We start from the raw sequence: 17,526 nt of genomic DNA, 5'->3' as shown, positions 1-17,526 counted from the left end.
GTCAGGCGGTGATGTCCTTCGCCGTGAACCTGGCCCACGCCGCAGAGCCGAACACCGCCGCGTACAGCGCCTGCAGCTCCAAATTCTTCAGCACCTCGTCCCAGTAGACGGGGGCGCGCATCAGGTCCGCGAAGGACAGCCAGTAGTGCGGGAAGAGATACGGATGGATCCCGCTCAGCTGCGGAATGGTGTCCAGGATCTGCACGGTGATCAGCACCCCGACCGTCGCCGCCATGGCCGCGATCCCGCTGTTGGTGAGGGTCGAGACGAAGAGTCCGAGCGCCGCGAAGCCGATCAGCGACGCCGCGACCGCCACCGCGACGAGCCCCGCCCTCAGCAGCCCCTCGCCGAAGCCGATCCGGGTCCCGGAGATCGTCGTGACCTCGCCGACGGGGAAGAGCAACGCGCCCACGGCGAGTGCGGAGGCCGCCACGACCAGGGTCGCGACCAGGCAGAAGGCCAGGGTGGAGGCGTACTTGGCGAGCAGCAGCCGGGTCCGGCCGGCGGGCGCGACCAGCAGGTAGCGCAGCGTTCCCGCGTTGGCCTCGCCCGCGATCGCGTCGCCCGCGACGACGCCCACCGCCATCGGGAGGAAGACCGGAAGGGTCGCGGCGAGGGAGGCGAAGACCAGGAAGAGGCCGTTGTTGGTCACCTGGGAGAGGAACGCTGGCCCTCCCCCGCCCCCGCCGGGACCGGTCGGCGAACCGTCGGCCGTCTCGATGCGGACCGCGATCCCGATCAGTACGGGGACGGCGGCCAGCACGCCGAGCAGGGCGAGGGTGCGCCATCGGCGCAGCGTGGTGGTCAGTTCGGAGCGAAGGATGCCGAGCGTCCACAGCGGATTGCGCCGGACCTCAGCGGTCCGGACGGAGGCGAGTTCAGCCTGCGACATCGAATCCCTCTCCGGTGAGTGCGACGAAGGCGTCCTCCAGCGAGGCCCGTTCGACGCCGAAGGACCGGACCCGGACCCCGGCCTCGACCAGGGCGGCGTTCAGGTCGGCGAGCTCGACGGAGCCGTCGGGGGCGTCGGCCCGGACCCGGTCGCCGTCCAGGGTGATGCCGGTGATCCCGTGCTCCTTCAGGACGCGGGCGGCGTCGGCCGGGTCCGGCGTGGTGACGGCGAGCCGCCCGAGGGTGCCGGCGGCGAGGTCGGCGACGGGCCCCTGGGTGATCAGCCGGCCCCGGGCCATGACCGCCGCGTGGGTGCAGATCTGCTCGATCTCGTCGAGGAGGTGGGAGGAGAGGAAGACCGTGGTGCCCTCGGCGGCCAGCTCCCGGACCAGGGCACGGATCTCCCGCATGCCCTGCGGGTCCAGGCCGTTGGTCGGTTCGTCCAGGACGAGCAGCCGGCGGGGCCGGAGCAGGGCAGCGGCCAGGCCGAGGCGCTGCTTCATGCCCAGCGAGTACGCCCTGGCCTTCTTGCCGGCCGCGGCGGCGAGTCCGACCCGCTCCAGGGCGTCGCCGACGCGGGCGTTCCGGGTGCGGGGGTCGGCGGTGGGGTCGGCGCGGTCGTAGCGCACGAGGTTGTCCCGGCCGCTCAGGAACCCGTACAGCGCGGGGCCTTCGATGAGCGCCCCGACCTGGGGCAGCACGGTACGGGCCGCACCCGGCATGGGGTGGCCCAGGACGGCCGCGGTGCCGGACGTCGGGTCGATCAGGCCCATCAGCATCCGGATCGTGGTGGTCTTCCCGGAGCCGTTGGGCCCGAGGAAGCCGAAGACGCTGCCGCCCGGGACGGTGAGGTCGAGCCCGTCGACGGCGAGCTGGCCGCCCCGGTAGCGCTTGGTGAGCCCCTGCGTCTCGATCACGGGCGCGGTGTCGGCCCCTGTCATGTCTACTCCCCAGATCGCGCCCGCCCCGCCCCGCCGTACGGAGGCTACGGCGGGACGGGGCGGTGCCGGTGCACGGGACCGCGTGCGAAGTGGTGTCAGCCGGCGTTGTTCGCCGCGTTCACCAGCGCGTCCTTGGTGACCGCGCCGACGTACACATGGCCGTCGTCCGTCATCAGGGCGTTGACCAGGCGGGTCTTGAAGACCGTGCCCGAGCCGAACTTCCCGGTGACCTTGTCGCCGAGGGCGTCCAGGAACTGCTGGGCCCCGGCCGGTACGTCGCCCGACTCGGCGGACGGGAGGGCCGCCCCGCCGGGGGTCTTGATCTCGGCGATGGTGTTCCAGCCCTTGCCGATCACGTTCATGCCGTCGAGTGCGCCCAGGTCGCCCCGCGCCTTCTCGGCCTCGGCCTTCCCGTGCTCCTTCGCCTCGTCCGCCTCGGTCACCTCGGCGCCCTTGGGCGGGGTGAAGGAGAACGAGGAGGCGTCGGGCTTGCCGAAGTCGACGGAGGTGAACCCGGCGTCGACCACCGCCTTGCCGCCGCTGCTGGGCCGCAGGGTGAACTTGAGCGGCACGCCGTTCTCCGCGTCCACCGCGACGGTGATCGAGCCGATCGTGGAGCCGCTCTGCTCGGGCTTGATGACCAGCCGGTACGCGTCGCGCCCGGCGACCTGCGCGGTGCCGTCGACCGTGACGGACGTCGTGCCGTCGGCGGCCTTCAGCGCCTGCTCCGCCAGGGCCTTCGGGGTGGTGGGCACGCCGTCGGGGGCGGCCTGTTCCTTGCCCGCCCTGTCGTGTGCCTTCCCGGCGTTCTGCGCGTGGTAGACCGCGTTCGACTTGCTGTCGTACGCCCAGACCTGGTCCCCGTTGTGGATCAGGCTGTACTCGGAGGCGTCGTCCAGGATGGACACCCGCTGCTTGTCGGGGCCGTCGGCGGCCACCCGGAGGGTGTGCGTGCCGGACGCCAGCTCCGTCAGCCTGGTCTGCGGGTCGGCGCTCGCCGAGCCCTTGTCGCCCGCGCCGTCCGGGAGGAAGGAGCCGGCCAGGCCGCCCAGCGAGGGGATGCCGAGGTCGGTGCTGATCTTCACCGTGCCGGAGAGCTGCTGCGTGTCCGAGGCGGCGATCTTCTCGATGAGTTCCTGCGCGGTGATCTCCGGCAGATCGGGGTCTCCCGAGTTCGCGAGCGCCGGGACCAGGCCGATCGTCGCGGCCGCCACCCCCGCCACCGCGAACGGGACGATGTAGCGCACCGCCTTCCGGCGGCCCGCGACGGCACCCGTGGTGCCGGGCGCTGCCGTGCCGTTGGTGCCTGCGCTGTCGTTCGGTGCCATGTGTGCCCTACCTCCGTGGTCGGCGGCTTCCGTCCGGATGCACTCGTCCACTCCGTGCCGCCATTCTCACCCGTTTTGGTCAGGAGTGGTTGTTCTCCATCTGACCAAATCAGGCGGCTTCAGGCGTCAGCCCGCGGGAGCAACTCCGCGTACCTCTCCGGGATGACACCGGGCGGTGGCTCCCGCGCCACCCCGTAGGGGTTCCGGCGCGGGGCGCTCAGCCGGCGCGGTGCACCACGGCGTCGCACATCTCTTCGAGAGCGTCCTTGGCGTAGCACGAGGGCAGCGGCGTCAGGGTGGCCCGCGCCTCCTGGGCGTACCGGACCGTGTCGCGTCGTGCCTGGTCGAGCGCCGGGTGGGCGCGGAGCCGGCGCAGCGCCTCGTCGAGCCTGCCCGGTTCGCCGAGGTCGCCGTCCAGCAGCTCGACGAGCTCCAGGTCGTCCGGCTTGCCATCGGCGGCGGCCTGCGCCCTCAGGTGGAGGACGGGCAGGGTCGGGATGCCTTCGAGGAGGTCGGTGCCGGGGGTCTTGCCGGACTCATGGGAGTCGGAGGCGATGTCGAGGACGTCGTCGGCGAGCTGGAAGGCGACGCCGAGGCGCTCGCCGTACTGGGTGAGGATGTCGGTCGTCGACTCGTCGGCGCCGGACATCATCGCGCCGAACCGGCAGGCGACGGCGATCAGCGAGCCGGTCTTGCCGCGCATCACGTCGAGGTAGTGCTCGACCGGGTCGCGCCCGTCGCGCGGGCCGGCGGTCTCCAGGATCTGGCCGGTGACCAGGCGCTCGAACGCCTCCGCCTGGATGCGGACGGCCTCGGGGCCGAGGTCGGCCAGGATGTGCGAGGCGCGCGCGAAGAGGAAGTCGCCGGTCAGCACGGCCACCGAGTTGCCCCAGCGGGAATTGGCGCTGTCGACTCCGCGGCGTACGTCCGCCTCGTCCATCACGTCGTCGTGGTACAGCGTCGCGAGGTGGGTCAGCTCGACGACCACGGCGGCGGGCACCACGCCCGGGGCGTCCGCGTCGCCGAACTGGGCGGCGAGCATCGCCAGCAGGGGCCTGAACCGCTTTCCGCCCGCGCGCACGAGGTGCTGGGCGGCCTCCGTGATGAAGGGCACCTCGCTCTTGGTGGCATCGAGCAACCCCGACTCGACAGCAGCCAAACCGGCCTGGACACCGGCCTCAAGAGCCTGGTCCCGCACGCTCAGTCCGAACGGCCCGACGACGGTCACGAGGGGATCTCCTGTCTGCTGACGATCACACGGAATGTCGATGTGTCGCTGTCATCACTCAAGTCAGCGTATCCGGTCCCCTTTGGATCACCGTGGGCGCCTTCCCGCCACCGCCGGTATGTTCGGGATCAGCTCATACGATCAGGAGTTGTCCCTTTGTCCCACACCGCCGCAGACACCGAACCCACCCAGCCTCCGCCGGGCGACGACCATGCCTTCTTCGGCCAGCCACGGGGCCTGATGACCCTGTCCGGCCTGGAAGTCTGGGAGCGGTTCTCGTTCCTCGGCATGCAGGCGATCCTGGTCCTCTACTTCGCCGACACCGTCGCCAACGGCGGCATGGGGATGGAGGCCGGCACCGCCGCGTCCGTCTCCGCCGCCTACGGCACCCTCGTCTACCTGGTCTCCGTGGCCGGCGGCTGGCTGGCCGACCGGATCCTCGGCTCGTACCGCGCCGTCCTGTACGGCGGCATCCTCATCGCCTGCGGGCATTACGCCATGGCGGTGCCCACCGATGTCATGACCTGGGTCGGCCTGGGACTGATCAGCGCCGGAACGGGCCTGCTCAAGCCCAATGTCGCCACCATGGTCGGCAAGCTCTACCGCACCGACGACGAGCGCCGCGACGCCGGCTTCGCCCTGTACTACATGGGCATCAACATCGGCGCGTTCCTCGGCCCGCTGATCACCGGCTGGCTCGGCGACCACGCGAGCTGGCACTGGGGTTTCTCCGCCGCCGCCTTCGGTATGACGCTCGGCCTGATCCAGTACGTCCTGGGCCGCCGTCACCTGGCCGGGCGTAAGCACGCCGCCGAATTCCCGCTGGCCCCCGGACCCATGCGCCGGGCGATCCGGCTCATCGTCCTCGGAGTCGTCGTGGTCGCCGCCGTCGCGACCGCGCTGGCCCTCGCGGGCTGGCTCACCATGGACCGCTTCGTCGACCTGCTCACACTCGTCTCCGTGATCGCGCCGGTCGTGTACTTCGTGGTGATGTTCCGCAGCCCCCGGGTCACCGCGGAGGAACGCGGCAGGCTGCGCCCGTACGTGGTGCTGTTCCTGGCCTCCGTCGTCTTCAACTTCATCCTCTTCCAGGCGTACTCGACGATGATGCTGCTCGCGTCGACCAACGCCCGTACCGAGATCTTCGGCTTCCACTTCCCGGCCAGCTGGTACGCCTCCGCGCTCGGCGCCTTCGAGGTGGCACTCGCCCCGGTGGTCGCGGCCGTCTGGGCGAGGATGGGGCCCCGCCAGCCGCACGCGTCCAACAAGATCGCGATCGGGGTGATCCTCGGCGGGCTCTCGTTCCTGCTGATGGTCCTGCCCACCTCCGGGCACGCCGACGACACGTACAAGATGGCCGCCTGGTGGATCGTCGGCTCGTACCTGCTGCTCGGGCTCGGCGACATCCTGCTGGAGACCTCCGGCATGTCCGCGACCACGAAGCTCGCCCCGAAGGCGTTCGCCAGCCAGACGATGGCCCTCTGGTTCCTCTCGCTGGCCCTCGCCAACGGCATCCAGGCACAGATCGTGAAGCTCTACGGCGAGGTCTCCAACCCCGCCTACTTCGGTGTCAATGGCGCTATCGCGGTGGCCGCCGGTGTGGCCGTCATCGCCGCCGCACCCTGGCTCAAGCGCACCATGCACCCCGTCCGCTGAGGAACGAGGTATCCCCCCATGCACATCCAGACCGCGTTCCCGTACGAGACGACCCGCGAGGACCTCTACATCCCGCTGCCGGACGGCACCCAGCTGTACGCCCGGATCTGGCGGCCGGTGACGGACGAGCCCGTCCCGGCGCTGCTGGAGTACCTGCCGTACCGGCTGAGCGACTGGACCGCGCCGCGCGACTGGCAGCGTCACCCCTGGTACGCGGGCCACGGCTACGCCTCGGTCCGGGTCGACGTGCGCGGCCACGGCAACAGCGAGGGGATGCCGGGCGACGAGTACGACGCCACGGAGCTCGCCGACGGGGTGGCCGTCATCCACTGGCTGGCGCAGCAGGAGTGGTGCTCGGGCCGGGTCGGCATGTTCGGCATCTCGTGGGGCGGATTCAACTCGCTCCAGATCGCCGCGCTGGCCCCCGAGCCGCTGAAGGCGATCGTCACCGTCTGCTCGGCCGACGACCGCTACGACAACGACGTCCACTACATGGGCGGCTCGGTCCTCGCCGTGGACATGCACGCCTGGGCGGCGACCATGCTGGCCTTCGTCTGCCGGCCGCCGGACCCCGCGGACGTCGGCGACGACTGGCGGGAGATGTGGCTGAACCGGCTCGAAGCCGTGGACCCCTTCATCCACACCTGGCTGGCGCACCAGACGCGCGACGCCTACTGGAAGCACGGCAGCGTCTGCGAGGACTACTCCGCCATCGAGGCGAACGTCCTCGCGGTGGGCGGCTGGCACGACCCGTACCGCGACACCGTGCTCCGGCTCGTCGAGCACCTGGACCCGGCGAAGGTCCGCGGGCTGATCGGGCCCTGGTCGCACCAGTACCCCGACCGCGGGCTCCCGCCCGGGCCCGGCATCGGCTTCCTCCAGGAGACGCTGCGCTGGTGGAACCAGCATCTGAAGGACCAGGACACCGGCGTCATGGCGGAGCCGCTGCTGCGGTCCTGGATCAGCGAGTCGCACCGTCCGGCCACGGTCTACGAGACGCTGCCGGGCCGCTGGGTCGGGGACACCAGCTGGCCCTCGGAGAACGTCGCGCCGGTCGCGTACGCCCTCCAGGGCGGGCCGCAGATCGTGGACTCGCCGCAGCAGACGGGGCTGGACGCCGGGCGGTTCTTCCCGTTCGGCAACGACGCCGACCTGCCGCCCGACCAGCGTGACGAGGACGCCAAGTCGCTCTGCTTCGAGTTCCCGGTCGAGGGTGCCCCGATCGAGATCCTGGGCCGCCCCCGGGTGAAGCTGCGGATCCGGATGGACGTCCCGCGCGGCCAGGCGATCGCCCGGCTCTGCGACGTCGCCCCCGACGGCGCCTCCACCCTCGTCACCCGCGGCGTCCTCAACCTCGCCGCCCGCGACGGCCGGGACCGCACGGAGGACTGGCCCGTCGGCGAGACCGAGGACGTCACCTTCGACCTGAACGGCATCGGGCACACCTTCCCGCCCGGCCACCGGATCAGGCTCGCGGTCTCCTCCTCGTACTGGCCCTGGATCTGGCCGCAGGCCGGCTCGAAGGGCTTCACCCTGGACGCCGACGGCAGCTTCGTCGAACTGCCGGTGCGCCGGCACACCGAGGACCCCTCGATCCGCTTCGAGGAGCCCGAGCAGTCCGAGCCCCTGGGCGTCGTCTTCCCCGTCACGCTCGACGAACAGCGCCCCGAGCGGCTGGTGGTCCGTGACGTCGCCAAGGGCGAGTGGCGGATGGAGGTCGACCCGCGCTACGGCGGCACCCGCGTCTATCCGGACGGTCTGGAGTTCACCGAGGACGCGGTGGAGACGTACACGATCCAGGAGGGCGACCCGCTCTCGGCGCACACCCGATCCGACTGGACGATCCGGCTGCACCGGCCGGAGATGTCCTGGGACGTGCTGGTGGAGACGCGCTCGGAGATCTCCGCGGACGCCGACGACTTCATCACCTCCAACGAGGTCGTCTGCAAGGAGGGCGGCGAGGTCGTCTTCCACCGGACCTGGGAGAAGCGGATTCCGCGCACGTCGGGCTGAACCCCGCCGCCGTATCCCCGCGTTCGCGGGGATACGGCGGAACTTTCCGGGCATTGGGGATGATTGAGGCACTGCCGCTGGGGGATGTCCCCCACGTAACGTGTCCCCCAAGCGACCTGGAAAGCGAGGCAGCAACAGATGCCCGAGCAGAGCAGCCCGCTCGAACTGGCCGAGGGCGATCCCTTCGGTCCGCACAACCTTCCGTACGGCGTCTTCTCCACGCCCGACCGGCCCGGCGAGACGCGGGTCGGCGTGCGCATCGGCGGCCACGTGCTGGACGCCGGGGCGGCCGCGCACGCGCTGGGTTCTCCCTATGCCCAACTGCTGGCCCAGCCGGACCTGATGCCCCTGCTCGCGGCCGGCCGCACGGCCTGGCGGGATGTGCGCCGGGCCCTGACCGCCTGGGTGACGGTGCCGGCCCACCGCGCGGACATCGAGCCGCTGCTGCACCCCGTCGGTTCCGTCACGCTCCATCTGCCGTACCGGGTCGCGGACTACGTCGACTTCTACGCCAGCGAGCACCACGCCACCAACGTCGGCCGCATCTTCCGCCCCGACGGCGACGCGCTCACCCCCAACTGGAAGCACCTGCCGATCGGTTACCACGGCCGGGCCGGCACCGTCGTCGTCTCCGGTACGGACGTGGTGCGCCCGGCAGGGCAGCGCAAGGCACCCGCCGACCCGGCGCCCGTCTTCGGCCCGTCCGTCAAACTGGACATCGAGGCCGAGGTCGGCTTCGTCGTCGGCGTCGGCTCGGAGCAGGGCCGTCCGGTGCCGCTGGCCGACTTCCGCGAGCACGTCTTCGGCCTCTCGCTCCTCAACGACTGGTCGGCGCGCGACATCCAGGCCTGGGAGTACGTCCCGCTGGGCCCCTTCCTCGGCAAGTCCTTCGCGACGTCCGTGTCGGCGTGGGTGACACCGCTGGAGGCCCTGGACGCGGCCCGCACCGCGCCGCCCGCACGCGACTTCCCGCTGCTGCCCTACCTCGACGACGCGGACGAGGAGGAGCCCGGCGGCTTCGACCTGCGCCTCTCCGTCGCGATCAACGGCCAGGTCGTCGCGGAGCCGCCGTTCTCCACCATGTACTGGACGGCCGCCCAGCAGCTGGCGCAGATGACGGTGAACGGCGCCTCGCTGCGCAGCGGCGACCTGTACGGCTCCGGCACCATCAGCGGCGCCGAACCGGCCCAGCGGGGCTCCCTGCTCGAACTCACGTGGAACGGGCGCGATCCGCTCGACCTCCCGCAGGGCAAGCGGACGTTCCTGGAGGACGGCGACACGGTGACGCTGACGGCCTGGGCCCCCGGCCCGGACGGCACCCGCGTCGGCCTCGGCGAGGTCACCGGACAGATCGTCTCCGCGCCATGACCCTGCCCCCCGGCCCCACGTTGCCCGAGGAACTGCTGCTGCTCGCGCTGGACCCGCAGCGCGGCACACCGTACTGCCGCAACCGGACCCTCGAATACGCGCTGGCCGGGGCGGCCCTGGCGGAGCTGGAGCTGCAGGGGCGGGTCACCGGACAACGCGGCGAGATCCGGACGGTCGACCCGCTGGAGCCACCGGACCCGCTCCTGGCCGCCCTGATGCGGAGCCTGCCCGCTCCGGGCAAGGGCCGCTCGGGCGTCTCGGCCCAGGGCTGGGTCCGGCGCGCCGGGCAGTCGGTCGGGGGCATGTATCTGGAGGCGGCGGTGCAGCGCGGTGTCCTGCTCCGGGAGACCCGCCGCTTCCTCGGGCTGGTGCCCTACCACCGCCACCCGGCGGGGCCGCAGAGCTACGCGGAGCACGTCCGGGAGCGGTACGCGGCGGCCGAGCTGGCCGGGCTGCCGGACCACCGCAGCCGCGCCCTGGCCTCGCTCGTGACGGCGGCCGGGCTCGACCGGCATGTGCCCGGGGCCGGAAGGGCGTCCCGCGCGGCGATGCGGGCACTGATCCACGAGCAGTGGCCCGCCCACGCGGTCTACCGCAACGTCCGCCGGGACGCGTCGGACAGGTCGGGCCGCTCCGTGGCCCGCCGGACGGGAGTTGGCGGGGCGTGACGCCGCCCCGGTGGCGGATCTTTCCGCCGCGGACCGCATCCGCGCAGGTCACAGCCGTCCCGTAACGGCCCCCAAGTGGCGCAACACTGTGGCAACACCATCTCCGCCACGGCGTCGGTATGGTCCACCGCATGCCAGCCGAACGCATCCGTGAGCACACCGTGCCCGTCGCCGCCGCCCGCCGGCGCCGGCTGCGCGCGGACGGTGCCCGGCTCCTCGCCGACCTGCTGCGCCACCAGGTGCGCACGGGTGCGTTCCCGGGTGGCGTCCTGCCGTACGAGGACACCATCGGCACCGACTACCGCGTCTCGCGCAACACCGTCCGCCAGGCCCTCGATCTGCTGCGCGGCGAGGGGATCGTCGAACGGCAGCCGGGCGTCGGCACCGTCGTCGTCGGCGAGAAGTACCCGCACGCCGTGGACCGGCTCCAGGGACTCGCCGAGACCCTGCGCGAACACGGCCGGGTCACCAACGAGGTCCGTACCGTCGGGCCCGTCCCCGCACCCGCGCCCGTCGCCCGGCGGCTCGGCGTCGAGGAGCACACCGACGTGCTCTACATCGAGCGCCGCCGGCTCCTGAACGGGCTGCCGCTCTCCCTCGACCTCACCTACGTCCCGATGGACCTCGGCGCCGGGCTGCTCGGCGCCGACCTGGAGAACACCGATGTGTTCCGGCTGCTGGAGTCGCTGACCGGGCAGCCGCTGGGCAGCGCCGACATCACCCTGGAGGCCGTCAATGCCGACGCGCACTCCGCCGCCGTCCTGGAGACCCCGCGCGGCTCCGCCGTCCTGATGCTGGAGCGCCTCACCCATCTCGCCGACGGACGCCCAGTCGACCTGGAGTTCATCCGCTTCCGCGGTGACCGCATCAGCATGAACGGCGTGCTGCACCGCAGCTCCTGAACCCCTCCCTCACCCCTTTCCTGGAGACCGCCATGCCTCTGGCGCCCCAGCGGGCCGACGTGCCCGTGACCATCGACGAGTCGAAGTGCATCGACGGCTGCACCCTCTGCGTCGACATGTGCCCGCTCGACTCCCTCGCCATCCACCCGGACAGCGGCAAGGCCTACATGCACGTCGACGAGTGCTGGTACTGCGGCCCCTGCGCGGCCAGGTGCCCCACCGGCGCGGTGACCGTCAACATGCCCTACCTCCTGCGCTGAAAGGCCCGACTCCCATGCGACGCAAGGCATTCGGCGCCCTGTCCGGCGCCGCGCTGCTCCTCACGCTCACCGCGGGCTGCGGCGGCGGGGCGAGCGCGGACGACGGCGGCACGGTCACGGTGACCGTCGGCTACCAGTCACGGACCATCAACACGGTCACCGCCGGCACCCTGCTGCGCTCCCTCGGCTACTTCGAGGACGAACTGCGCAGCCGCGGAAAGCGGGACGGCGTCAGGTACGAGGTGAAGTGGCAGGACTACGCCACCGGCGCACCGATCACCGCGCAGATGACCGCCGGAAAGATCGACATCGGTTCCATGGGCGACTTCCCGCTGCTCATCAACGCGGCCCGGGGCAAGCAGCTCGACCGCCCCACCCGGCTCGTCTCGGTCACCGGCTACAACCTGGCCGGCGGCCTCAACACGGTCGTCACCGCCCCGGACTCGAAGCTGGACTCCCTCACCGGCCTGCGCGGCAAGAAGGTGTCGACCAGCGTCGGATCGGCGGCGGACGGCACCCTCGTCCGCGCGCTCCAGCAGGCCGGGCTCGACCCGGAGAAGGACATCCGCAAGCTCAACCAGCAGCCCGCGGTGGGCGCTTCGGCGCTCCAGGCCGGCAGCGCGGACGCCCTCTCGCAGTTCGTCGCCTGGCCCGGACTGCTCGCCTTCCAGGGCCGGGCGAAGGCGCTGTACGACGGCGCCGAGCTGAAGCTGCCGACCTTCCACGGGGTCACGGTCCGCCAGGACTTCGCGAAGAAGCGGTCCGCCGTGGTGGAGGACTTCCTGCGCGCCCAGGGCCGGGCGACCGAGTACCTGCACGCGCACCCGGTGGCGGCGTCCGAGTCGGTCGCGAAGGCCACCGGCCTTCCGGCCGAGGTCGTCCACCTCTACAACGGCGCCCAGGGCATCGCCACCTTCGACACCACCCTGAAGCCCGCCCTGATCGCCGCCCTGAAGAAGGACGTCCCGGTGCTGCGCTCGGCGAAGCTCGTCGGTGACGTGGACGTGGACGCGTTCGTCGACGACAGCTATGTGAAGCGGGTGTACGGCTCCGGCTACGCGAAGGCCCTCGCCGCCGGTCCGCCCGCACGCCGCGGCGGCGAGGTCTGGCTGAAGGGGAAGGACACCACGACGGCGTTCGCCACCTCCGCCGAACTGCTGCGGTACGTGGCCGCGCACCGCGACGCGGTCCGGGTGGCGTACGTCCCCGACGCGTCGACCGGCACCCTCTGGTTCGCGGACCGGGCGGTGTGGGTCGCCGACGGGGACGCGCTGCGGCCCCATGTCACCGAGTCCGCGGCCCGCGCCGATGTGAAGGCCCACCCCGGCGCCCGCACGGTCCCGTACGCCACCGCGCTGAGCCTGGCCCGGGGCGCGTCATGAGCGGCCGGTGGTCCCTCGTCCGGCGCGCGCTCTCGCTGGTCGCGGCGCTCGGCCTGTGGCAGGCGCTGACCTCCTACGACGTCAACCTGTGGCTGCGCTTCGAGCAGTTCCCCACGGTCACGGAGGTGGCCCGCGCCTACGCGGACCGGATCACGGGCGACGCGTACTGGCAGGACCTCACCGACAGCCTGACCCGGATCGTCACCGGGTTCGCGCTGGCCGCCGTCCTCGGCGTCACCGCCGGCACGGCGATCGCCCGCTCGCGGCTGGCCGCCGACCTGCTCGCCCCGGTCCTCGAAGTGCTGCGCCCGGTCCCGGCGATCGCGCTCGTCCCGGTCGCGATCCTGCTCTTCCCCAGCAACGAGCAGGGCATCGTCTTCATCACCTGCACCGCGGCGTTCTTCCCCGTCATGGTCTCCACCCGGCACGCGGTGCGGGCGCTGACGCCGGTATGGGAGGAGGCCGTCCTGACGATGGGCGGCGGACGGTGGCGGATCCTGTGGTCCGTCGTGCTGCCCGGGGCGCTCCCCGGCATCCTCGGCGGGCTGTCCGTCGGCATCGGGGTGTCGTGGATCTGCGTCATCTCGGCCGAGATGATCTCCGGCGAGTACGGCGTCGGCTACCGCACCTGGCAGGACTACACCGTCGTCGACTATCCGGGCGTCTTCGTCGGCATGGCCACCATCGGACTGCTCGGCTGGCTGACCTCGACGGCCGTGGAACTGCTCGGCCGCAGGCTGACACGGTGGCTGCCGCGTACGGAGAACCGCCCGGTGGCTCCCGCACGCCGCCGGCCCGCCCCGGCGGCGGCCGCCGTCCTCTCCGTCCCCACGGCACAGGAACGGGTGCGTTCATGAGCACGAACCTCCACGGTGTCCGGCTCACCCTGCGCGACGCCACGCTCGGCCGGGCCGGGGTGCCCGTCCTGGACGGGGTCGACCTCGACGTCGTACCCGGCGAGATCCTCACCGTCGTCGGCCCGTCCGGCTGCGGGAAGTCGACGCTGCTGCGCACCCTGGCCGGGCTGCTGCCGGCGCTCGGCGGCGAGGTGAGCCAGGACGGCGAACCCGTCACCGCGCCCCGCGCCGAACGGGCCCTCGTCTTCCAGGACGACGCGCTGCTGCCCTGGCGCACGGTCCGCGCCAACGTCGAACTGCCCCTCGCCATCCAGGGGGTGGGGCGCGCCGAACGACGGGAGCGCGCCGCGGGCTGGCTGGCCCGGGTCGGCCTCGCCGAGCACGCCGCCAAGCTCCCGCACCGGCTCTCCGGCGGTCAGCGCCAGCGCGTCCAGCTGGCCCGTGCCCTGGCCGCCGGGCCCCGCGCGGTCCTGATGGACGAGCCGTTCGGCGCGCTGGACGCCCAGACCAGGGCCGGGATGCAGCAGCTGCTCGTCGAGGTGCTCCGGGGCACCGGCGCCACGGTCGTCTTCGTCACGCACGACGTGGACGAGGCGCTGTTCCTCGGCGACCGCGTCGCGCTCCTGTCGACGGGCCGGGTGCTGTCCGTGCCCCGTCCCCGCGAACGCGCCGCCCACGCCGATCCGGCGACGGTCGCGCTGCGCCGCGAGGTCCTGGAGTCGCTCGCCCGGGCCCTCTGAACTCCCGCCTCCCGTCCGTCCCCTGTCCGCCCCCCTCTCCCGGCCCCGGCCTCCCCCTCCCGAAAGGCATGTCCCCGTGCAGATCCCCGCCCTCGCCGACGCCGAGGAACTCTCCTGCGACGTGCTGGTGGTCGGCGGCGGTACGGCCGGCACGATGGCGGCCCTCACCGCCGCCGAACACGGCGCCTCGGTCCTCCTGCTGGAGAAGGCCCACGTGCGCCACTCCGGCGCGCTCGCCATGGGCATGGACGGCGTGAACAACGCCGTGATCCCGGGCCGCGCCGAGCCCGACGACTACGTCGCCGAGATCACCCGCGCCAACGACGGCATCGTCGACCAGTCCACCGTGCGGCAGACCGCGACGCGCGGCTTCGCCATGGTGCGCCGGCTGGAGTCGTACGGGGTGAAGTTCGAGAAGGACGAGCACGGCGAGTACGCGGTGCGCCAGGTCCACCGCTCCGGCTCGTACGTGCTGCCGATGCCCGAGGGCAAGGACGTGAAGAAGGTCCTCTACCGGCAGCTGCGCCGCCGCGAGATGCGCGAACGGATCCGGATCGAGAACCGCGTCATGCCGGTGCGCATCCTCACCGGCGACGACGGCCGGGCCATCGGCGCGGCCGGCTTCAACACCCGCACGGGTCAGTTCGTCACGGTCCGGGCCGGGGCCGTCATCCTGGCCACGGGCGCCTGCGGACGGCTCGGCCTGCCGGCCTCCGGCTACCTCTACGGTACGTACGAGAACCCCACCAACGCGGGCGACGGCTACGCCATGGCGTACCACGCGGGTGCCGAGCTGACCGGCATCGAGTGCTTCCAGATCAACCCGCTGATCAAGGACTACAACGGCCCGGCCTGCGCCTACGTCGCCAACCCCTTCGGCGGCTACCAGGTCAACCGGCACGGCGAGCGCTTCGTGGACTCCGACTACTGGTCGGGCCGGATGATGGCGGAGTTCGCGGCCGAGGTCGCCTCCGACCGGGGGCCGGTCTATCTGAAGCTGAGCCACCTGCCGGAGGAGTCCGTCAGCGCGCTGGAGACGATCCTGCACTCCACCGAGCGGCCGACCCGTGGCACGTTCCACGCGGGACGCGGCCACGACTACCGCACCCACGACATCGAGATGCACATCTCCGAGATCGGCCTGTGCGGCGGCCACTCGGCCTCCGGCGTCCGCGTCGACGACCACGCCCGCACCACGGTGGACCGGCTCTACGCGGCCGGCGACCTCGCCTGCGTGCCGCACAACTACATGATCGGCGCGTTCGTCTTCGGCGATCTGGCGGGCGAGGACGCGGCCCGGTTCACGGCGTACGAGGGCGAGCTCCCGGCCGACCAGCTCGCCGCCGCCCACGAGCTGGTCTACCGCCCGCTGCGCAACCCGGACGGGCCGCCGCAGCCGCAGGTCGAGTACAAGCTGCGCCGCTTCGTGAACGACTACGTCGCCCCGCCCAAGTCCGGTGCCCGGCTCTCGATCGCCCTGGAGTCGTTCGAGCGGATGCGGACGGATCTCGCGGAGATGGGCGCGAAGACCCCGCACGAACTGATGCGGTGCGCGGAGGTGTCGTTCATCCGGGACTGCGCGGAGATGGCGGCCCGCTCCTCGCTCGCCCGCACGGAGTCCCGCTGGGGCCTCTACCACGAGCGCACGGACCATCCGGAGCGGGACGACGCGGACTGGTTCCACCACCTGGACCTGTACAAGTCGCCTTCCGGCGCCATGGAGTTCACGGCCCGGCCGGTGGCTCCGTACCTGGTCCCCGTGGAGGGGTTCGCGCCGGCCGGGGGGCCGGTACGGCGGATCGGCGAAGTGGTGCCGGAGGGGGTGGGGACGGCGGGTGCGCGGGACGCGGCGCCGGTGTCGGCGTCCGCCCGGACGCCCGCGCCGCAGGCCCCCGGACCCGTCTCCTCCACCTCCCCGCGCATTCTGGAACTGCTGGCCCTGAACGAGGGCGAGCCCGGGCTGGCGGCCCTCACCCCCTACCTGGCCGACCCCGACCCGGCGGTCCGGCGCGCGGCAGTCGCCGCGCTCACGGAGTCGACCCCGCCCGGCGCGGGTCCGGCCCTGGCGGCCGCGCTCGCCGACCCGGCCGCGCCCGTGCGCACGGCCGTCGCCGCGTCCCTGCGGGAACTGGTCGAGGTGCTGGAACCCTCGCCCGCCCTCCGCGCGCCCCTGGTCACCGCGCTCTCCTCGGCCGACCCGGTGGTCCGCGCCGCCGCCCTGGACACGCTGCGGGCGCTGCGGCTCGGCGACGCGGAGCTGTACGGCGGCACGCTCACCGACCCGGATCTCGATGTACGGGTCGAGACCGTCCGGGCCCTGGTGTCCGTGGACGCGGTGGGCGGCCTGGTCCGGGCAGCCTCCGACGCGGCACGCGAGGTACGGGTGGCGGTGGCGAAGGGGCTGGCCGCTGTCCGCTCCCCCGCGCCGGGCCCTCTCGGGCCGCTGCTGGACGACCCGGACGCGCTGGTGCGGGCGGCGGCCCTGGCGGCGCTCGCGGGGACGGGGTGCCCGCCCGCGTACGCCGAGCGGGCGGTGGCCGCGCTGACGGACCCGGCCTGGCAGGTCCGCGCGGGTGCGGCGACGGCGCTCTCCTCGGCGGACCCGGCTCTCGCGGTGCCCCCGCTCGCCGGTGCGCTGGTCGACCCGAACGCCGATGTGCGCAAGGCGGCGGTGCTGGCCCTGCTGCGCCACCCGGGCGACTCGGCGGCGCGGAAGGCCCTGGCGGGGGCGGTCACGGATGCGGACGCGGATGTGCGGGCGTATGCGGGGCGGGGGGTGGGGGTCAGGAGCGCGTGAGTCGTTCACACGTACAGGGGAGCCGCTTTCGGTTCCCTGCGGATACGCTGAAAAGTCCGCGCGACTCCGTCCATGGGAGCACTAATGAGCGTCGGCCCCGAGGCCCCCGAGCCGCGGTGGGTGGTCCCGCCCGAGGGCGGCTGGACCGCCGATGACCTGGACACACTCCCGAATGTAGGCCCGCCGCGCGACCCGCCCGTCTCACTCGTACTCCGGGGGCTCCTCGTCCCAGCCGAACTCGGCGCCGTCGAAGGCGGCCGACGGGGCGGCCGGCTGGGCGGGGCGGGCGGGTCCGGCCGGAGCGGGCTTGCGGGTGGGGGCCGAGGTTGTCTGCGCCTGGGGCTCCGTGGTCTCCCCAGTCGCCGGGGTTGTCTGCGCCTGGGGCTCCGTGGTCTCCGCAGTCGCCGGGGTTGTCTGCGCCTGGGGCTCCGTGGTCTCCGCAGTCGCCGGGGTTGTCTGCGCCTGGGGCTCCGTGGTCTCCGCAGTCGCCGGGGC

At 72.7% G+C, this 17,526-nt stretch carries 14 protein-coding genes and 1 pseudogene; 10 read left to right on the top strand and 5 right to left on the bottom strand.

Features of this window, described 5'->3' with window-relative positions:
• Position 1: 1 nt before the first annotated feature.
• The 4 genes from ACGFZA_RS00815 to ACGFZA_RS00800 all read right to left on the bottom strand — a co-directional run bounded on the left by ACGFZA_RS00815 (position 2) and on the right by ACGFZA_RS00800 (position 4,388).
• Complete coding sequence (locus tag ACGFZA_RS00815) at positions 2-892, bottom strand: ABC transporter permease (RefSeq protein WP_385274883.1); 891 nt, start codon at positions 890-892, stop codon at positions 2-4.
• Positions 879-1,832, bottom strand: a complete 954-nt coding sequence (locus ACGFZA_RS00810) for an ATP-binding cassette domain-containing protein (RefSeq protein WP_385274886.1) — start codon at positions 1,830-1,832, stop codon at positions 879-881. Before ACGFZA_RS00810 ends, ACGFZA_RS00815 begins: the two co-directional genes overlap by 14 nt.
• A 95-nt stretch (positions 1,833-1,927) precedes the next feature.
• Positions 1,928-3,160: an outer membrane lipoprotein carrier protein LolA gene (locus ACGFZA_RS00805; RefSeq protein WP_393676279.1), complete on the bottom strand. Its 1,233-nt coding sequence runs from the start codon at positions 3,158-3,160 to the stop codon at positions 1,928-1,930.
• A gap of 217 nt (positions 3,161-3,377) precedes the next feature.
• Entirely contained in the window at positions 3,378-4,388 is a 1,011-nt protein-coding gene (locus tag ACGFZA_RS00800; RefSeq protein WP_385274892.1) for a polyprenyl synthetase family protein, read from the bottom strand.
• 156 nt (positions 4,389-4,544) lie between these two features.
• On the opposite strand from ACGFZA_RS00800, the gene ACGFZA_RS00795 reads away from it, so the two are divergent.
• From ACGFZA_RS00795 to ACGFZA_RS00750, 10 genes are all read left to right on the top strand, one after another.
• On the top strand, positions 4,545-6,044 hold the full coding sequence (locus ACGFZA_RS00795) for a peptide MFS transporter (protein ID WP_385274895.1): 1,500 nt from the start codon (positions 4,545-4,547) through the stop codon (positions 6,042-6,044).
• An 18-nt stretch (positions 6,045-6,062) separates the two neighbouring features.
• Positions 6,063-8,057 (top strand): CocE/NonD family hydrolase, encoded by a 1,995-nt coding sequence (locus ACGFZA_RS00790; protein WP_393676276.1) that lies wholly within the window; start codon positions 6,063-6,065, stop codon positions 8,055-8,057.
• Positions 8,058-8,195: 138 nt separating this feature from the next.
• Positions 8,196-9,425 (top strand): fumarylacetoacetase, encoded by a 1,230-nt coding sequence (fahA, locus tag ACGFZA_RS00785; protein ID WP_393676274.1) that lies wholly within the window; start codon positions 8,196-8,198, stop codon positions 9,423-9,425.
• On the top strand, positions 9,422-10,093 hold the full coding sequence (locus ACGFZA_RS00780) for a GPP34 family phosphoprotein (protein WP_385274904.1): 672 nt from the start codon (positions 9,422-9,424) through the stop codon (positions 10,091-10,093). The genes fahA and ACGFZA_RS00780 overlap by 4 nt, the downstream gene beginning before the upstream one ends.
• Before the next feature lie 131 nt (positions 10,094-10,224).
• Positions 10,225-10,995 carry a GntR family transcriptional regulator gene (locus ACGFZA_RS00775; RefSeq protein WP_393676272.1) on the top strand — a complete coding sequence of 257 codons (771 nt, stop codon included), beginning with the start codon at positions 10,225-10,227 and terminating at the stop codon, positions 10,993-10,995.
• Positions 10,996-11,027: 32 nt separating this feature from the next.
• Positions 11,028-11,255 (top strand): ferredoxin family protein, encoded by a 228-nt coding sequence (locus tag ACGFZA_RS00770; protein ID WP_014054080.1) that lies wholly within the window; start codon positions 11,028-11,030, stop codon positions 11,253-11,255.
• A 14-nt stretch (positions 11,256-11,269) separates the two neighbouring features.
• Positions 11,270-12,637 (top strand): ABC transporter substrate-binding protein, encoded by a 1,368-nt coding sequence (locus ACGFZA_RS00765; RefSeq protein WP_393676269.1) that lies wholly within the window; start codon positions 11,270-11,272, stop codon positions 12,635-12,637.
• Positions 12,634-13,494: an ABC transporter permease gene (locus ACGFZA_RS00760; RefSeq protein ID WP_393676267.1), complete on the top strand. Its 861-nt coding sequence runs from the start codon at positions 12,634-12,636 to the stop codon at positions 13,492-13,494. The genes ACGFZA_RS00765 and ACGFZA_RS00760 overlap by 4 nt, the downstream gene beginning before the upstream one ends.
• A complete protein-coding gene (locus tag ACGFZA_RS00755) occupies positions 13,491-14,234 on the top strand; it encodes an ABC transporter ATP-binding protein (protein ID WP_385274919.1) in 744 nt (247 codons plus the stop codon). Before ACGFZA_RS00760 ends, ACGFZA_RS00755 begins: the two co-directional genes overlap by 4 nt.
• 76 nt (positions 14,235-14,310) lie before the next feature.
• Complete coding sequence (locus tag ACGFZA_RS00750; protein ID WP_393676265.1) at positions 14,311-17,031, top strand: fumarate reductase/succinate dehydrogenase flavoprotein subunit; 2,721 nt, start codon at positions 14,311-14,313, stop codon at positions 17,029-17,031.
• A 201-nt stretch (positions 17,032-17,232) separates the two neighbouring features.
• Here ACGFZA_RS00750 and ACGFZA_RS00745 read toward each other — a convergent pair.
• Positions 17,233-17,526: pseudogene (locus ACGFZA_RS00745) on the bottom strand (hypothetical protein); the annotation flags it as partial.

Origin of the sequence: Streptomyces sp. NPDC048211, from assembly GCF_043202315.1 — a bacterium.
Taxonomy (GTDB): domain Bacteria; phylum Actinomycetota; class Actinomycetes; order Streptomycetales; family Streptomycetaceae; genus Streptomyces.
Note: the sequence above shows the minus strand (reverse complement) of the source record. Positions and strands in the feature narration are given on the sequence as shown.